This window comes from Mucilaginibacter pankratovii (genome assembly GCF_014773265.1).
GTDB classification, from domain to species: Bacteria; Bacteroidota; Bacteroidia; order Sphingobacteriales; family Sphingobacteriaceae; genus Mucilaginibacter; species Mucilaginibacter pankratovii.
Genome location: NZ_JACWMY010000005.1, coordinates 1 through 19,401, shown reverse-complemented (window position 1 = coordinate 19,401; position 19,401 = coordinate 1). Strand labels below are relative to the sequence as shown.

Genomic DNA, 19,401 nt, shown 5'->3' with positions numbered 1-19,401 from the left:
AACGCGGGGATTCCTTTGAACATATCTTCGTCCACTCCATTATAAATCCGAAATCGAACATCCGATATCAGAAATAAAAATCACTCGCTTCTCAAATTCTTCACCGGGTTTACCAGCGCGGCTTTTACCGCCTGCCAGCTTACGGCCGCAAGGCAAATAACCATACTAAGCGCCAATGTTGCCACAAACACCCAAACACTGATTGTGGTGTGGTAAGTATACTTTGAAAGCCAGCGGCTGATATTATACCAACTAATAAGCGAGCCAATTACGAAGGATATCACCACCAGCACTACAAATTCCTGTGAGAGCTTTAACCAAAGCGCACCTGTGCCCGCTCCCAGCACTTTGCGGATGCTGATCTCCTTTCGCCTGCGCTCGGCAGAGAACGCGGCGAGACCGAACAAGCCAAGCGCCGATAACATAATTGCTAAACAGGTAAACAATACCGCCATGGTGCCCAGCAACTTCTCGTTACGAAATTTAGCGCTGAAGCTTTCATCGGTAAACTTATACTCAAAGGGATACGTGGGGTTATATTTTTTGTATACTTTTTGCAAAACCGCCAGGTTGCGCGATACGGAAGTATTTGGGTTAAGCCGTAATCCTATACTGGTTGCCCAGCCTTTCATAAAGCCAATAATAACGGGCTTTACCGGTTCATACGGCGATGCCAGCACAAAGTTTTTCACGACGCCAATAACAGTCCGCTTACCGCCCATCCATGTTATCTGCTGCCCCACTGGCTCTTTCAAACGCATCAGCTTTACCGCCGCTTCATTCAGGATAACAGCGGTAGAATCTGATGGGCGCTCTGTAGCGAAATCGCGCCCCTCGAGTAAATTCAGCTGGTAAGTATCTATAAAGTGGTAAGTAGCGGCAAGGCAATCGATAGAGATGCTGCTCTCACCGGGTAATTGCCCGGGCCAGGTATTATTCCAGGTAGCGCCGGTTACATTGGTAATAGGGTCCGATATCAACGCTGCATCCGTAATAGCACCCGATGCCAGTGCATCGCGGCGAAAAAGGTCGAACTGGTCGTACATCTTGCCGTCAGCCATAATTTCTACCATTCCGTTACGGTTATAGCCAACGGGGCGGTCTTTTATAAAACCTATTTGCCGGTAAACAAAAATGCTGAAGATAATGAGGCAGGTAGCAAAGGTGAACTGCATTACCACCAACACCTGCCTTGGCCGGATGGTACTGCCGGTACTAATCATTTGCCCTTTCAGTACTTTAACCGGGTTGAACGAAGAAAGGAACAGCGCCGGATAACTACCCGCAATTAAGCCTGTAAGTACTGTAACCGCCAAAGCAATACACCAGGCCAGCGGATTGGTATAAGGCAGGCTTAAGTTGATGTTGATGATATTCCGGAACACGGGCAGCAACACAACAATAAGCACCAGGGCCAGCAGGAAAGCCACAAAGGCCATCAGTAACGATTCGCCCATGAACTGTTTGATGAGCGCACCCCGCCTTGCACCAATAGCCTTGCGGATTCCCACCTCCCGCGCCCGCCGCTCCGACCGGGCGGTAGAAAGATTCATGAAATTGATACAGGCAATCAGCAAAATCCCGATGGCAAGGAAAAGGAACAGCCGCACATATTCAATACTGCCGCCGGTATTTACGCCGTTTTTAAATTCACCGTATAAATGCAGCTTGGTAAAGGGAAATATAAACAGTTTTACCGCCTCATCCTTAGGAAAGTGCTGCCCTATCAAATTCCTGATTTTTGCATTTACGGCATCAGGTGATACACCCGGCTTTAACCGCACATAGGTAAAATAAGAATAATTATCCCAGCCCTCTCCTTTTAACCATGGGTTTTGGCTTAAGAATGCGGCCCATGGAATAATAGCCTTAAATGTAAAGCTGGAGTTTTGCGGGTTATCTTTAATAACCGCGCTTATCTTCATCGGGAACTGGTTCTCGTATTGCACCATCTCGCCTACCGGGTTACGGTTGCCAAATACTGCAAGCGCAGTGGATTCTGACAGGATGATGCCCGAAGGGTCGGTAAGCGCGGTATGCTCATCGCCCCAAACAAATTGAAAGGTAAACAGATCAAACAAAGCCGGATCGGCTGCAATGGTGTTTGCCTTTAAGCCTTTATCCTTAAAAGTGATCAGCGCGTCTTTAGATTCGTTGATGCGTGCTACGTTCTCCACCTCGGGGAAATCCTTTTTTAAAACGCCTGCAAGCAATTGCTGCGTGAAGGTTTTTGTTCGTATTTCGCCGTTGGCGGGCTGGTTCTTAAAAACCTGGTACAAGCGGTTGTTGTTGGTGTGGAACTTATCAAAACTATATTCGTTATAAACATATAGCAACAGCATAAAGCTTACCGCCATACCAACAGCAAGCCCGCCAATATTGATGACAGAAGATGTTTTATTATTGGCGACGCTGCGCCAGGCTATCTTTAAGTAACTCTTTATCATAGGCTTTATGTAATTGCATACAATATCCGCACTATGACAAAGAATTCCTAAGGTTTTAACATTAGTTAACGAATTGGTTCATGGTTGATAGCTCATTGTAGCTGCCACTCTTTTTCGACTACGAACCATGAACCATCGGCTATCAACTAACCTCTACTCGCTCCTCAAACTCCTCACGGGGTTGGCAACAGCGGCTTTCACCGTTTGGAAGCTGAGCGTAAATAAAGCGGCTGTGAGCATCCCGCCGCCACTTAGCGCGAAGATCCACCAGCTGATAGCGGTGCGGTCGGCAAAGTTTTCCATCCATTTTTGCATGGCGTAATAGGCAATTGGAGTTACCACTACAAAAGCTAATACAATAAGCCAGATCAATTCGGTAGAAAGCAGCGTTACTATCTGCGCCACCGAAGCGCCTAATACCTTTCGTACGCCGATCTCTTTGGTGCGCTGGCTGGTGGTATAAATAGCCAGGCCCAATAAACCAAGGCAGCTGATAAATATGGATAGCCCTGTAGCCCAGGTAAGCAATTGAGAAGTATGCTGCTCGGCGGTGTAAAATTTAGCGATGTTCTCGTCGTAAAAAGTGTATTCAAAATCTTCGTCGGGGTAAACCTCTTTCCATATTTTTTCAAACCCGGCTATTGCGGTTTTCCATTCGGTACCGCCCGCAGTTTGTGGTTTAAGCGCAATATGGAAAGTGCGGTTATTCCACTTTCTGTTCCCGGGCTGCAGGATAGCAAGTGGTTTTATAGGTGAGTGCAGCGATTTCTGGTAAAAATCGGCCGTTACACCAACTATGGTTTTCTGCTTGTCGTTATAATCCAGTTGCTTGCCAATGGCATCATTTGGGTTACGGAAACCTAATGCTTTGGCGTAGGTATTATTAATAAGGGTGTTGCCCGCCCCTGCCGTATCGGTTGAGCGCAGGTTACGCCCGGCTAACAGTTTTATCTGGTAAACATTGAGGTAATTCTCATCGGCAAACTTCTGCTGCAGATCGATTTTTATTTCTTTTTTGCCGTCCTTATAGGTAACCATAGTGGAGTTGGTATTGCCCGATGATGGCGGCGCTCCGCCTACGCTCATCAACTGTATCTGCGCAATGGCGCGGATCTTATTCATAAACACCTGTTGCTTATCGGTATTCATGCTTTTATATGGTGTGCTGATATTTACAATGGCATCTTTTTTAAAGCCAAGGTCCTTATGCAACGCATAATAAATCTGCTTACTCACCAGTAAGGTAGCCATGATGAAGAACTGCGCTATTACAAACTGCGTTACCGTTAACGATTTACGCAGCCAGGCATTGCGCGATTTGCTGCTGTTACTTACCGACTGGTTCTTCAATACCATAACCGGTTTATAGCCCGATAACACCAGGGCTGGATAAAAGCCGGATAGACCGCTTACCAGTAAGGTTAACAGGATCAGAAACCCAACCAGGTCCGGCTGGGCTAAGATGTTTACAGAGATCCCTTCGGGTACAAAATCGGCAAAGAGTTTTAGTATTACCGGCGCTATAGCTACGGAGATAATTACCGCGAAAAGCGTTATCAAAAAGGTCTCGCTTAAAAACTGCATAATCAACTGACTACGCCTGCTGCCCATTGTTTTGCGGATACCTATCTCCTTGGCACGCTGCGATGCCTGCGCCGTAGTAAGATTAATGAAATTGATGCATCCCAATATCAGTAAAAATGCAGCAATTACTAATAGGCCGTAAAGCGTGGTTTTGCTTGCTGTACGCACACCATCCAGGCCGCCATAAACTTGGTCGAAATGCAGGTCGCTGATACGCTGGAGCGAAAGGCCCTGCGTATTGCCCTTATTTTCCGGCTTTGGAGGGTTATGCTTTTTCAGCATAGCATTTAGTTGTTTCTCTAATTTAGCAGCGGAAGCGGTTGGCGCAAGTTTGATAAATAACTGCGAGGCTGAGTTTGTACTGCCCCACTCCGCTACCTCGAAGTTGTCTTTAATGTAATGATCGGTTGTACCGGTGATGAAGGAGATAAAATCGTGCGCGGTAAAATCTGAGCGGTTTTTAAATGGCTCTACAATACCGGTAACGGTGGTTTTAAGGGAGTCGTCGTAGATGATCTGCTTGCCCATCATGTCGGTATAATCCAGCTTTGGAAAATACAGTTTAGCCTGCTTAGTAGTAAGCACAACCGTGTTGGGATCTTTAAGCGCGGTTTTTCTATTTCCGGCAACCCACTTATATTCAAAAATATTAAAGTAATGACCTTCGGCGAAAATTATCCCGCTTTGCTTTTTTAGCTTGTTATCTGCCGATGAGCCGTTGGGTACCAATACATTCACCTCGTTGTAGATATAAAACGGAGCAACCTGTTCAATACCGGTAGCTTCGGCGCTTAAAGCCGGCGCAAGGGCCATAGTTACCCCGCCATTGTGCCCTACCTCGCCCGCAAAAGAATAATCGGTAGTTACGCGGTAAACGCGCTCGCTATCCTTATGAAACTTATCAAATGTAAAATCAAAATGTACAATGAGGTAGATCACCAGCGCTGCGCTGATACCAATAGACAACCCTACAATGTTGATGAAGGTAAATAGCTTATGCCTGCGGAAACCCCGTAAGGCAATTTTGAAATAGTTTTTTATCATATTTTTATAGATTTTTCGCAGTAGTTTATTTTTTGGCGCTCAAGAGGGCTTTGCCGTTACACCGATTTGAAAATTGATTACACTGATTTAAAAGTCCATGGTCAATTGCAGATTTACTTCAGTCCATCAACTATGAACCATCAACTATGAACTGATTTATTCCGATCTTAAATTCTTCACCGGGTTGGTTACAGCCGCTTTAATGGCCTGCCAGCTTACCGTTATTAATGTAACGCCCAGGCTGATGATGATAGTTGTGGCAAAAACCCAAACACTTATACTGGTTCGATAGGTATAGCTCTGCAGCCACTGGCTCATAAAGTAAATGCTAAAGGCCGCGCCGATAACAAAGCCAATGCTAACCAGCACGATGAACTCTTTTGATAGATTGTACCAAAGGTTGCGTGTAGATGCGCCTAACACCTTACGGATACCGATCTCCTTACGGCGCTGCTCGGCCGAGAAGGATGAAAGGCCAAATAAACCAAGGCAGGATATCACGATAGCCAGCACGGTGAATGAATTGGTGAGGTTGCCTAACAACTGCTCGGTAGCAAACTTCTCGTCGTACAGTTCGTCAACAAATTTATAATCGAAAGGATACTCGGCATTGTATTTTTTGTAAACGGCTTCCAGCTTTGCAAGTGCTGTTGAAACAGCCATATTTTTATTAAGCTTCAGGGTAGCAGTGCCCGCCCAGCCTTTTTCAAAACCAATGATAACGGGTTTAATAGGCTCATAAGCTTTACCCCATATAAAATCCTTAACTACGCCAATCACGGTGCGGTTTACGCCCTGCCAAAACACTACGGTGCCCAATGGCTCTTTCAAACGCATCAGTTTCACGGCCGATTCGTTGAGCATAATTGCGGTTGAATCCGACGGGCGGCCAATATCAAAATCGCGGCCCTCCAGTATTTTAATGCCGAATGTTTGGGTGAAATGATAGGTGGTAACCATCTGGCTGATAGGGAGCTTGTCTTCTCCCGGTAATTGCCCCGGCCATTTGATGCCCCAGGAAGAGCTGCCATCGTTTGTGATGGTGCCCGATGTACTGGCAGCTTCGGTAACTGCACCCGTAGCCATCGCATCCCTGCGGAAGCTCTCAAACTGATCGTATATTTTACCAACCTGGGGAATCTCTACCAGGCCATCCTTACTATAACCTGTCGGCAGGTTTTTAATATAGTTGAGTTGTTTATATATCAGTATGGTGGAGAGGATAAGCCCCGTTGCAAAAACAAATTGTAACGTAACTAATACCTGCCTTGGCCTAAGGGTAGCCCTGCCCGCGTTGTTAATGCCCTTTAAAACCTTAACGGGCCTAAAAGACGACAAGAACAAGGCCGGGTAACTGCCGGCTATAATACCAGTAATGATGGTTACACCCAGGCCCGCTATCCAAAAATAAGATAGGCCGTATGGGATAGAAAGGTTTTTATGCGTCATCCCGTTAAAATAATCTAAGGATGCGTGGATGATAAGCAGTGCCAGCACAAAGGAGATAAGCGACATCAGCAACGATTCGCCCATAAATTGCCAGATAAGCGAAAAGCGACTTGCCCCTACTACCTTACGCACGCCAACCTCGCGGGCGCGGTTTTCTGAGCGGGCGGTAGAAAGGTTCATGAAATTGATACAGGCTATGAGCAGGATGCCTATCGCCAATATCAGGAACAATCTTACATACCTGATCTGCCCGCCAACACTCACGCCATTTTTAAAATCGCTGTAAAGGTGCGCGCGCGAATACTGGAAAAGCATAAACTTGTTCTCTTTATCCTCCGGAACGTATTTTTGGAAGAGCCCGGCCAATTTTTTATTTAGCCTGGCCACATCGGTACCGGGTTTTAACAGAACATAGGTACGGAAGGAATGGTTGCCCCAGCCCGAAGTTTTGAGCCATGGCATATCGGCCTCTTGCATGGTCCAAGAACCCAGCGCCTGGAATTTGCGGGATGAATTTGCGGGGGCATCTTTTATAATACCGGTAACTTTTGCGCTGCGGGTGTTATCTATTTTAACAAACTTGCCCATGGGGTCCTCATCGCCAAATAGCGTTTTAGCGCCGCTTTGGGTAAGTACTACCGATGATAGTTCGGCAAAGGCTGTCTTTTTGCTTCCGCGTACAAACTCATAGCTAAAAATATCCAGGATGGACGGATCGCCAGAAAGCATCAGCAGGTTAAGCGTTTTGTCTTTATATTTAAACAGGCGGTCGTTCGGCCAGTTGGTGTGTGCTGCCTTTTCTACTTCCGGAAAATCTTTTAGCAGGGCAGCTGCAACCGGCAACGATGTGGCGCCGCTGGTTTGGATCTCGCCATCGGCTGCCTGGTTACGCAAAACAGAATAAAGGCGGTCGTCGTTAGGGTAAAATTTATCAAAGGTAAACTCATTATAAACGTATAACAGCAGCATAAAGCTTACGGCCATACCAACACCCAAACCGCCTATATTAATAAGGCTGTACAGCTTGTTTTTAAACAAATTGCGAAAAGCAATTTTTAAGTAATTCCTGATCATAATACCGCCTATAAAATAAAAGCAGTACCAAAGTTATAATATATTGATTATCAATTGTTTAATTTAGATATATCAACATGCAACTGTACGCATGCGTAACAGCCATTGTACGGTTATGATACACCTTGGTGAGTAGAGAATAGTGAGTTGTTAGTGGGAAGTGGTTAGTGGGAAGTGGCGAATAGAGAATGGCGAATAATGAGTATAGAATGGTAAGGCTTACCAAACGCAAAAATGGTAAGCAGGCCAAACCCACTCACCATTCTTTGTTTTACTTATCATTCACCACTCTCCACTCACTACTCACCATCCTATTCATTCTTCAAACTTGTTACCGGGTTGGCCAACGCGGCTTTTATAGATTGGAAGCTGATGGTGATAAACGCGATAATAATGGCTCCGCCACCGGCTGTAGCTACTATCCACCATTTTATACCATCCTGGTAAGCAAAGCCCGATAAAAACCAATGCTGCATACTAAACCAGGCCAATGGCGAGGCGATAACGATGGCTACGATAACCAACTTAATAAAATCTTTAGAGAGCATAGCCACTATGATGGAGATGTTGGCGCCTAATACTTTGCGGATACCGATCTCCTTGGTGCGTTGCTCGGCCGCATAAGCTGCCAGGCCAAATAAGCCCAGGCAGGCTATGATGATAGCCATTGACGTAAAGGCGATAAAGATGCCGCCTATGCGCTGCTCGGTACGGTAGCTGTTCTCAAAATCCTCATCCATAAACGAGTAATCGAACTGCTGGTTTGGCGCTAACGTATGCCATTTTTCTTTAACCTGTGCCAATACAGCGGCAGCATTCGCCGCGTTGATATGCACGCTTAAAGCACCGGAGTTTTGGCCGTATAAAAATGCGAGCGGAGAAATATTTTCGCGCAGCGAACTGAAGTTAAAATCCTTTATAACGCCGATGATGTGCAGCTTCTTCAGGTTCTTAGCCATGTTATCTGTAGGCATATATAACTCCTTGTTCAGTGCATCTTTATAGCCCAGGATCTTTACCGCGGCTTCGTTAAGTATCACAGCGGACGAATCTGTTTTCATTTCTGTAGAAAAATCGCGGCCGTACTTTATTTTCATACCCATGGTACTGATATAATCCTCATCAACTTCCCAATTGCCAAGAGAAACTGCATGCTTGGTATCCAATGTAGGGCTCTCAAACATCGATGTGTTGTTTCTCCAGCCACCGGTTGGTATAAAGCCGGTTAAAGTGGCATTTTTTACCCCGGGCAGTGCTTTTATCTCTTGTTTAAATACCTTGGCCTGTTTATCCAAAACTTCGGTATTGTTAACAATAAGCACTTGTTCGCGGCTGTAGCCCAGATCCTTACTTTGGATGAATTTCAGCTGGTTATAAATAACCAGGGTACCGATGATGAGGAATATGGAAATAGAGAACTGAAATACCACTAAAAAACTCCGCAGGAAGCCACCCTTAAACCCGGTCGACAATTTACCTTTCAATACATCGATAGGTTGGAAAGCCGATAAAAAGAAAGCGGGATACGAACCTGCAAGGCAGCCGATGACAACCACAATTACCAGCAACACGGGCAACAGCCATACAAAGGTGGCGGTGGTAAATGCCAGTTGTTTATCCGCCATTTGGTTAAATACCGGTAGTAGTAGCCATGCTGCTATCACGGCAATAACCGTGGCGGCAAATGTCACCAAAACCGACTCCGACAAAAACTGCGCGATAAGCGAACTGCGTGCCGAGCCCAATACTTTACGCACCCCTACCTCGCGGGCACGGTTGGATGAGCGCGCGGTAGAAAGGTTCATGAAGTTTACGCAGGCAATAAGCAATATAAAAATAGCCACTGCCGAAAATATGTACACATACTGGATGTTGCCGTTAGCGCCCATTTCGTTTTGCACATTAGAGCGCAGGTGGATATCCCTTAATGCAACTAAGCTTAATTTAAAGTAACTCCCATCCTTTTCAAAATCGCTGAAACTCATGTGGGTAGCTGCCTGTAGCTGCCCGCCAACGTATTTTGCTACAAATGGAGGGAATTTGGCTTCCAGCGTTTGGGGGTTAGTTCCTTTTTTTAATACAAGGTAAGTGGCAAAGTTATTGCTAAGCCAGGCATTTTCCTTGCTCTCGTCCAGCCCGGCCATAGCTAATAAAAAGTCGAAATTAAAATGCGATTGCTTTGGAATATCCTTAATTACGCCGGTTACTTTGTACAGGATGGTATCGTTAAAAGTCAGCATTTTACCAACCACGTTTGTGGCGTTAAAATATTTCAGCGCTGTGGTTTCGTTTATTACCACGCTTTTGGGTTCGGTAAGAGCGGTCTTAGGGTCACCTTGTATCATCGGCAGGGTAAAAACATCAAATACGGTAGAGTCCACAAAAACCATGCGGTGCTCCTGCACGTTTTGCCCGTCTTTCCTTACTTTATAACCGCCACGCTCTCTAAACCGCACCGTCTTTTCCACTTCGGGGAAATCGCTTTTAACCGTTGATGCCAGAGGCGCCGGCGAAACCGCATATTGACTCGTTCTCCCGCCGAATTTAATATCGTTGTTTACGCGGTAGATCCTATCGGCTTTGGTGTTATAGGTATCATAGCCAACTTCATCTATCACGTAGAAAACGATCAGCATACAAACGCACAGCCCCAGGGCAAGCCCAAGTATATTGATGGCAGTGAAGCCTTTGTTTTTCATTAAGCTCCGGAAAGCTGTTTTAACGTAGTTTTTAAACATGATTTTTTTATTTTTCGCGATTAATAGTTTTTTGGTGCTCAAGAGGGCTTCGCCGTTACACAGATTTTAATTTAATTTCACCGATTACGCTGATTCTTTGTGTCCCGATTTCAAATCTTATAAACAATACAACTGTCAACTCATTTACCCCTATTTAAGCTCCCACTAAATCCTTTTGAGGACGTTTGGGTGAGGCGATGTAATGATTCACCTTTTATGACTACCTCTAATCAACTTAGGTTACTCACTTCGCAAACTTTTTACGGGATTTGCCAAAGCTGCCCTTACCGATTGGAAACTCACGGTGACAAAGGCCACCAGTATAGCTATAAAGGCAGCCAGTACGAACACCCACCAGGAGATATCTATGCGGTAAGCAAAATCCTGCAGCCATTTGTGCATGGCGTACCAGGTTACCGGTACCGATACCACGATGGCAATGCCCACCAGCTTTAAAAACTCCGCCGATAACATACCCGTGATTGTACCTGATGAGGCCCCTAACACCTTGCGGATACCGATCTCCTTCACCCGCTGCCTGATGCTGAACGCTGCCAGGCCAAATAAACCAAGGCTGGCAATGACTACGGCTACTAACGCAAACGAAGTGAAGATCTTCCCGGTGCGTTGTTCTGCACTGTACAGGGCGGCGTATTGCTCATCCAGAAACGAATAACTGAATGGCGCTGTAGCACGATAACCATCCCATTGTTTCTTTACATCGGTTAAAAAGCCCGATACATCTGCCGAGTGTACTTTTACAGCCATTAACATATTGCTGCGGCCCGGTAAAAACATCAGCGGTGCTATCTTTTCCTTTGCCGATTTATAGTGAAAATCTTTCACCACACCAACCACTTTAAATTCGCGCTGGCCAGAGCGTACGATGGTTTTACCAATTGGATCGGTATTGCCCCAGCCTATCTCGCGCACCAGCGCCTCGTTGATCACGACAGCCGACGAATCTGCCGGGGATGCGGATGAGAAGTTGCGGCCTGTGGCCATTTTTATGCCGAGGGTTGCCAGGTAGCTATCCTCCACGTGGTAAATATTGGTGTGGATCTCTTTGTGTTCCTGTTTATCGTTAAACTCTTTGGCGTAGATCTGGGTGCCATCCATGTTGGCACTACCGGGTACGGTGCCCGTTACGGTAGCATTGGCTACCCGCGGATCGCGCAGCAGTTGCTGTTTAAAGGCATCTATATTGTTGCCAAGCGAATAAGCATCGTTTATAACCAGCACCTGCTCTTTATCGTAACCCAGCTTGATATTTTGCATGTAGTTTAGCTGGCGGTATACCACCATCGTAGCTATAATAAGCGATGTGGAAATAAAGAACTGGAACACCACCAGCCCGCTACGCAAAAAGTTACGCTTTGCAGGGCCCGCCGAGGTGTTGCCTTTTAAAACATTCAGCACTTTAAAAGATGACAGGAAGAACGCCGGGTAAATGCCGGCGATGATGCCAACAAGCAAGACAAGGAATACCTCGATGGCGATACTTTTGGGGCTGATGAACAAGCCCATATCAAACTGCTTGCCGGCGAGGTTATTAAAATATGGCAGCGCGAAGTAGACAAGCATTAGTCCGATTACCATAGCTAAAGCCGTCACCACTACCGATTCGGTAAGGAACTGCGAGATGAGCGAGCTTTTTAACGAACCCATCACTTTGCGGATACCTACCTCTTTTGCACGTTTAACCGAGCTGGCTGTAGACAAATTCATGAAATTGATGCAGGCCAGCAGTAAAATGAATGCTGCCAGCGCGCTGAAGATGTAAACGTAATGGATATCGCCGTTTGGCTCTATCTCTAATTTGGTTGCGGAGTGCAGGTGGATATCGGTAAGCGGCATCAGAAAAAACCGGAAAGTATTGACCGATTTTTGGGCTTCGGCAAGGCTTACGCCCATATCGTTCTGTATTTCGGGCGCGGCATATTTTAACACCAGCGCGGGGAACTGTGCCTCTATTTTTTTAGCGTCGGCACCATCGTTAAGCTGCAAATAGGTGTAAAAGCTAATGTTGCTCCAGGTTTCGCGCTTGGCGGGATAGGTAGCTTTGCTGATAAATGCGTCGAAATGAAAATGGGAATTATCGGGCACTTTATCAATTACGCCGGTAACTTTCAGATCGCGTTCGCCCTGCAGGGTGAGTGTTTTACCAATTGCCGATGCGCTGCCAAAGTATTTTTTTGCTGTTTGACGGGTTATTACTACCGTATTTGGATCAACCAACGCGCTGCGCCCGTCACCCTGAATCAATGGTAAGGAGAACATCGCCAGGAAATTAGAATCGGCTATGCTAAAGTGCTCTTCTTTAAATAGCTTATCGTCATATTTTACATAAACCGATCCCCTTCCGCTGATGCGGGTGGACGACACAATGCCAGGGATATTGTTTTTGATGCCCTGCCCTACCGCGGCATCAACTAAGGCGAAATCGGTTACGCCGGCATTCTCGGTTAAATGTAAGCCAACGCGGTAAATGTTTTTTGCCTTTACGGGATAAGTATCATAGGTAACCTCCTGGTAAATGTAAGCGCTGATGAGCATGCAACAGGTTAAGCCAATAGCAAGCCCGAATATATTGATGAATGAAAAAACCTTGTTTTTAGTAAGGCTCCTCCAGGCGATGGTAAGGTAATTTTTTATCATGATACTACCAATAGCTTAAAACAAATACCAAATATATAATTAATTGACAATCAATATATTAAATACATACTTATAGCTACATAGTGTACGCCTGCGTAACAGTGATTGTTCGGTTATGATACAATGGTTTGGTGAACAGTGAGTGGTAGGTAGTGGATGGACTGATATTTCTTAAGGGAATAAAGGAGACCCGCCATTTATTTCGCTCTCAATGCGCGCTCTAACTCCTCTTTAAAGTTCCGCCCAACGGGGATCTGGTGTCCTTTTAGCAAAATGTGGTTCCGCTCCAATTGCGTCACCTTTTGCAGGTTTACGATGAACGATTTATGTACCCGGATAAAGCGGTCGGTCGGGAAGATATCCAGCATGGCTTTAACCGAACCTTTAAGTAGGATTTTTTTATCCGACGTATAGATAATGGCATAATCTTTTAATCCCTGGATATGCGTAACCTCGGCAAAGTGCAGCTTGATCCGCTGAACGCCGCTTTTTACAAAAACAAATTCGTTGTAGTCATCCCCGGGGCCATCTTCCATGTGGCTTTGCTGTTCTTTTAACGCTAAAAACTCCCTTGCCTTGCTTATCGCCAATGCAAACCGGTCAAAGCCGATCGGCTTCAATAAAAAGTCGATCACGCCCAGTTCGTAGCCATCAAACGCGTAGTTGCGATAGGCTGTTGTAAAGATGGTGAGCGGTGGGTCTGGCAATTGTTTCAAAAATTCGATACCGGTCATTTCAGGCATTTCAATATCCAGTAACAACAGGTCGGCGGCCTGTTTTTCCAAATGGTTCAAAGCCGCCCTGGCATTGGGAAAAAGGTACACGGACTGTATACCGGTTATTTTTTTTAAAAAAGCCTCCAGTACTTCCCGCGCAAGCGGTTCATCATCCACAACCACTATAGTTAAAGGCGTTTCCATCAAAGTTCAATTACCAACCTGGCTTTAAAGGTGTTTGTTTTATCTTCCAATTCCAATTGATGCCTGCCCGGGTAAAGCAATTCCAGCCGTTTCCGCAAATTGTTGAGCCCGATACCTCCTCTGCTTTGCGGCGTAACCAGCGATGGCTTGGTGTTCTCTACAAGCATTGTTAAGGTCGGCCCGGCCAAATTAATGTCGACTTTCAGCCACCCGTCCTCTGTTTGTTTACTGAGCCCGTGCTTAAACGCGTTTTCTACCAGTGGCAGTAACAATAACGGGGCGATCTTTTGCCCGTCAAGCGCCGCGTCCATCGTCAAACTAATAGCAGCATCGTCACTAAAACGGAGCCGTTCCAATTCGATATAATTGTGGAGATAGCCGAGTTCTTTGTCCAGCAGCACCTGTTCGTCATTACTGTCATACAGCATGTATTCCATCATGGCCGAGAGCTTCAGCACCACATCGGGTGCCAACTCCGATTTTTTAAGCGTAAGCGCATACAGGTTATTCAGGATATTGAATAAAAAATGCGGATTGACCTGCGCGCGCAGGAAATCAACTTCGGCATTTAGTTTTTCTACGGTGATCTTTTGAATGATCAGTTGCTGCCCGTACCAGTCCAGGCTCAGCTTAAGGGCAAGCATAAGGCCCAGGTACCACAAAGCACTAAAAAAATTATACGAAATAGCCTCCGGCAGGCGGCTGTTGTACATAGGGCCTACCACAAAGCCATACAGGTAAAAATCGTAAAGGCTTTGGATGAGTACATAGCCGATCACCGAAAGGATAACCGCAGTAAAATAGGCCGTATAGCGCTTCCTGAGCAGGTATTTAGGCATAAAATAATGCAGGTTCAGGTACGCAATAACGATGAGCAAACCGATACGGCCGGCAACACAGGCGCAAAAATAAGGCAGGTTAGTTTTATAAATCAGGTACTTCTTCTCGTATAAGAAAAATCCGGTGACCAGTACCCAATAGGCCCCATGGATGAGTGTATACCGAAGTGAGAAACTGCGACTGGAGAAAGGCAGTTTGAACGTTTTGTCCGGACGGTTGATATTCATATTCATGAGCATTCACTAAAGAAAAGTAAAAGCGGGGCGTGCGCCAAATTATATCGACGAACGACTGAAAAAGTAGAGGAATATAAGCATAAAATACTGACGTCGACTATTTTGGTTGTTGCTCTACTTTTTTTTGGCGGCACAGCTTGTTAGCCTACTATTGTAAAAAAAACAAACATTATGAAAAAGATCACATTTATTGGAGCGTTGTTATTTACGCTCATCAGCTTAAGTTTTGCTACCCCGTTCGGCCTGGACAGGTACGAGATCTATTTAAATAATAAACTCGTGCTGAAGCAATCCGTAAATCAGCCGCTTAATTTACGCGTGCTGCAGTTGGATAACGCCAAAGAGAACGATCAGCTACAAATTGTTTACAGCCATTGCAGGAAGGACAACGGCCCCGGTACCGGGCGCAGCGTTGCGCTGAAGGATGAACAGGGAGCTACCCTGCTTAAATGGACATTTGCAGATGCCAGCGGCGCGGACCTGAAAATGACGATACCCGTAAAAGAGCTGGTTCACTGGCAAAAGAAAAAAGCCGGCCACGAGCTGAGCCTTTATTACAGCGCCAATGAACTGCCAAAAGGTGAAATGCTTTCTATGGTCCGTTTTAAATAAAAGATGGCTAAGCGAGTCTTTTTTGTCCTGCTTTGCTGCCGGTGCCTTCCAAGACCTGGCGCAACAGCGGGACAGCCTTAAGAGGCTGTCTTAAAAGGCAGCCTCTTTTTATACAATAAAATATATTTTCCCGCTGGCTTAGAACCGATAAAAAGCCGCTGAATATTTTCGATCCAGCATATCCCGGGGCATGTGGCCTTTTATGGTTTACTTATTTTATTTGCCGCAACTTTTATATTCAGGCAGTCTTTAAACTCCGTCAGTTGGTTAATATCTGCAGTTGCTGACCGAATGCTATTCCCTATCAGTTGAATGCCGGAAGTGCTTTTGGCATACAGCACTTTACTATCGCCATTCAATTTAAACCTGTTATTTATAACGGTAATGTTTTTGTGTACAGGCTTATCGTTTATTTCGTTCTCGGGATGAACGCTGATCACAGGCCCGCCGCAACCTATAAAATTATTATTCCTGATAAGCACATTTCGCACCGGGCCCGATTCATACCAGCTCTCCGCGTCATCCTCTATCAGCACCGCATTCCACCGCACGCGGTCAAATAAATTATTTTCGAGCAATATGCTACGCCGGGTTGTTGCTAAAATCCCCCTGGTAGGTATCCTGGTGATCACGGTGTGATGCACCCATATGCGGGGAGTTCTCGTTGTGTTTTCCACAGCATCATCTGTAGCAAAGGCATCAGGAATCTCATCCTTTAAGGTCAGCAGGATCTCTTTATCATTAAGCCTTTCTGCTTTAAGAACTACGTTTTCTGCAAAGGAATTGAGTGTTTTGGCATGAACCAGCTCAATGCTATCTCCCGGCAAAAATGCCGTAAAACCATAGGTCTGCGTGTGCATAAAGCGCACTTTGATCTGTTTGTTCGAAACCCCCTCCATAATCCTCAGGTGCGTTCCGTGAACATTGATAGCATCATCGTTCGCGCCAGACAGATAACAGTTGGCTACCTCTATCTTCCCGCTGCAGCCCGAAAAATGCAGGATATCCGCCCAGGCAGCGCATGTTCTTCCGCTTGTTTCTTCCGGCCGTACAACTACCGAATCCATTTTAACGTTCTCGCAGTATTGGCTTACCACACCCATGCCATGCATAAAATAGATACGGATGTTTTTTAACCGGATATTTTTGCTGTATTGCATAAAAATACCCGCACAATCACGTGTCACGTCGCGGGTTTGGTAAATCAGCCCTTCTGCGAAACCCGGATTATTTTTGAAATGCGCGGTGATCATACCCTTGCCCCGATCAGAGAATTTTACGCTATTCGGTTTCAGGTCCGTTCGTTCTACATACCCTGTTCCGGGATCGTAAACCTGCCAGTACCAGCCGGCTTCGTGGCGCCATCCTTCGCCTTCCCAATAAAGCACGCTGTCTTTTATACTGTAGGCCGATGAGGCGTTGACCGCTATTTCAGCGGTATTGACGCTCAGGTGGGTAATTTTCATTTCAGATACCGTAGGCCGGTAATAATCATAGCTCAGGCCTGCTATACTTACATCTTCACTATGGTCGATACAACTTTCGATCATTTTCCCCCGGAGCATGATCTTCGGTCCGGCACCTTTCACCCGAACGAATTTTGAACCGGCAACATAGAGAGCGATCGCTTTTAGTCCGTCGGGCACATCGTTGGTATTTGATATATGAAAGGCCGACTTGTATGCGCTATCGGGATAGAAATCAAACCTGCCGGGTTTGAACAGGATGTTTACCGGCTTTGCTGCAGTACCTTTTGCAATGAGGTATAATGATCGGTGAAACGTTCCGGGGCTAACTATCACCTTATCTCCCGGTTGTAGTACCATGCGGTTAACCCTGTCGAAAGTACGCCAGGGGCGGTTTTGGAGCGTTCCGGGATTACGGTCATTCCCTTTTTTTGGGTCGATGTAGTAGGTTGTTTTGCCCGGCGATTTTGTCCTGCCAGACGAGGAAAGATATTGGTTGGCATCGATGTTCTTAGCACAAGCAACGGCCGTTGCTAAGTAGGTATTTATAAATATCAGAAGAATGAGTCTATACATTGATTTTAGATATGGCCGGAATTAACGTTTAAAGGATGCAGGCGGATATTGAATCTTATTTAACATAGGCTGTAATTACATCACCTGCGTTTACCTTAACACTTGCGTATGAAACCGCATTACCGGTGCCATCCTTTTTGTAAATTGCCTTATGTGCTATAGCATTAATGTAAATAAGCGCATGGTTACCATAGAAACTCGCTCTCCAGTTAACCATCTTGTTGCCCTTGTTAGTTAAAACGCTTTTCTTTTTATTGACATGCCTGATGTTTATCAAGGTATTTAATACCGGTACACGATACAATGCCGAGCCAACATCGTTATTATTACGATAAAGCGTACTGATACTGTTGTAACGCGCGTCTGCCGCTATACCCATTAAACCTTCGGTAAAACCCTTTATCACACCAAAAGAAACTTCCGGGTATTCCCTTCTTTCGGTAGCAGGGTTAGTTAAATGGAGTATGTATTTATAGGCTGCGGCCGGGTAACCGTTTTCGTACATCAGATAAGGAAAGTACGATAGGTTTTCGATGTTCCAGTCGTTAGCTAAAAGATGCTCCAATGTTTTCTTCCGCCTTGCGGAATCCTTTAGGGCATCAAACCAAAGCAAAAAGGTTTCCCCTTCGGTTTTACCGAATACATTTTTATTGGAGTAGTAAGTAAAATACAAAGATGCTTTATCGTCCCACCATTGCTTATCGAGTTGTTTTTGGTAGGCTTCTGCTTTTTTTGCGTAGATAGCCGCCTCACGTTGCTGCCCGTTTACCTTTAATATTTCGGCGTAAGATAATAAACCGCGATAAATAGCCGCCAGCAGATCAGCCCCCATTTTTATATCAGGCACCCCTTCCGAATACGAAGGTAAACCCCTGCAGCGATGAAAAGAATCTTCTACATTAAACGGCACGGGCGCGTTGGGATGCGCGGGCCTTGTTAATAACGAATCGGGCTGAAGAACCCACTTGCTGATAAATTCTTTTGCCGACCGGTGGTAAAAATTCTTAAATGCCTTGCCCTGGATATACTCTTTATCGCCCGTCCATAAATACAGCTTCCAGCAGGTTGTCATCACATCAAAATTGGCATCCAGGTTGTACCAAAATTCTTTATCGTTGCGATAGTCTTCGGGTGCAGGTTTCCCAAAATGGTTTATCTCCCAATAAGTGCACCAATCTTTGCTTTGCGAGATATTTTTTGCAAAGAGCGTAAGCATATTTTTGTTAGCGTCCTGCAAGCCAAGTACCTGCCCGGCTAACGCCTGATGCGAAACATCGCGCATACAAAATGCAAAACGTGGTGGCAATGCCGATTCGTACCATGGCCCCACCGGGTCTGCGGGTTTGCCTTTATAGCTTAGCGCCATTGCTTTTGCATTATTAAACGCTGTTTGCAGCGCAGCATCATCAGAGGTAAATGATAAACCTGTATTCTGCGCAGAGGCATAATTATAGAAGCACGCCACGACGAACAGTAAAATGCTTTTTTTCATAAAATAAAAGTACGCTAATAAGTTATAATTACACCCCATGCAGCAGATTTACAAACACGGCAAAGGTTGAATTACTAACTAATAATTTACTAAACACCTTGTTTAATTTCGCGTATAAACGCAGAAACCCCTTCATCTGTTGATGAAAGGGTTCTTTGTTAAGGCCTGTTGGCATTAAGATTTGGCACCGACCTACTCTCCCACATTTTACTGCAGTACCATCGGCTCTGGCGGGCTTAACTTCTCTGTTCGGAATGGGAAGAGG

10 protein-coding genes and 1 rRNA gene are annotated in these 19,401 nt (G+C 45.5%); 1 reads left to right on the top strand and 10 read right to left on the bottom strand.

Going from position 1 to position 19,401, the window contains the following annotated elements:
• Nucleotides 1–80 precede the first annotated feature (80 nt).
• From IDJ77_RS10645 to IDJ77_RS10615, 7 genes are all read right to left on the bottom strand, one after another.
• The gene (locus IDJ77_RS10645; protein ID WP_191188937.1) at nucleotides 81–2,447 is read right to left on the bottom strand and encodes an ABC transporter permease; all 2,367 of its coding nucleotides are present in this window, start codon (nucleotides 2,445–2,447) and stop codon (nucleotides 81–83) included.
• 153 nt (nucleotides 2,448–2,600) lie between these two features.
• Nucleotides 2,601–5,075, bottom strand: coding sequence for an ABC transporter permease (locus IDJ77_RS10640; RefSeq protein ID WP_191188936.1), 2,475 nt, complete (start codon nucleotides 5,073–5,075; stop codon nucleotides 2,601–2,603).
• 156 nt (nucleotides 5,076–5,231) lie between these two features.
• Nucleotides 5,232–7,598, bottom strand: a complete 2,367-nt coding sequence (locus tag IDJ77_RS10635) for an ABC transporter permease (RefSeq protein WP_191188935.1) — start codon at nucleotides 7,596–7,598, stop codon at nucleotides 5,232–5,234.
• A 311-nt stretch (nucleotides 7,599–7,909) separates the two neighbouring features.
• The gene (locus IDJ77_RS10630) at nucleotides 7,910–10,336 is read right to left on the bottom strand and encodes an ABC transporter permease (protein WP_191188934.1); all 2,427 of its coding nucleotides are present in this window, start codon (nucleotides 10,334–10,336) and stop codon (nucleotides 7,910–7,912) included.
• Between the two features lie 240 nt (nucleotides 10,337–10,576).
• Entirely contained in the window at nucleotides 10,577–12,994 is a 2,418-nt protein-coding gene (locus tag IDJ77_RS10625; RefSeq protein WP_191188933.1) for an ABC transporter permease, read from the bottom strand.
• Between the two features lie 197 nt (nucleotides 12,995–13,191).
• Nucleotides 13,192–13,914: a LytR/AlgR family response regulator transcription factor gene (locus tag IDJ77_RS10620; RefSeq protein ID WP_191188932.1), complete on the bottom strand. Its 723-nt coding sequence runs from the start codon at nucleotides 13,912–13,914 to the stop codon at nucleotides 13,192–13,194.
• Nucleotides 13,914–14,981, bottom strand: a complete 1,068-nt coding sequence (locus IDJ77_RS10615; protein ID WP_191188931.1) for a sensor histidine kinase — start codon at nucleotides 14,979–14,981, stop codon at nucleotides 13,914–13,916. The genes IDJ77_RS10620 and IDJ77_RS10615 overlap by 1 nt, the downstream gene beginning before the upstream one ends.
• A gap of 180 nt (nucleotides 14,982–15,161) precedes the next feature.
• Between IDJ77_RS10615 and IDJ77_RS10610 the strand changes: the two genes are divergently transcribed.
• Complete coding sequence (locus IDJ77_RS10610; RefSeq protein ID WP_191188930.1) at nucleotides 15,162–15,602, top strand: hypothetical protein; 441 nt, start codon at nucleotides 15,162–15,164, stop codon at nucleotides 15,600–15,602.
• Between the two features lie 200 nt (nucleotides 15,603–15,802).
• On the opposite strand, the gene IDJ77_RS10605 is transcribed toward IDJ77_RS10610, so the two are convergent.
• The 3 genes from IDJ77_RS10605 to rrf all read right to left on the bottom strand — a co-directional run.
• Nucleotides 15,803–17,644, bottom strand: a complete 1,842-nt coding sequence (locus tag IDJ77_RS10605) for a right-handed parallel beta-helix repeat-containing protein (RefSeq protein WP_191188929.1) — start codon at nucleotides 17,642–17,644, stop codon at nucleotides 15,803–15,805.
• A 55-nt stretch (nucleotides 17,645–17,699) separates the two neighbouring features.
• Nucleotides 17,700–19,136 carry a trehalase family glycosidase gene (locus tag IDJ77_RS10600; RefSeq protein ID WP_191188928.1) on the bottom strand — a complete coding sequence of 479 codons (1,437 nt, stop codon included), beginning with the start codon at nucleotides 19,134–19,136 and terminating at the stop codon, nucleotides 17,700–17,702.
• A gap of 179 nt (nucleotides 19,137–19,315) precedes the next feature.
• A 5S ribosomal RNA gene (rrf, locus tag IDJ77_RS10595) occupies nucleotides 19,316–19,401 on the bottom strand; the annotation flags it as partial.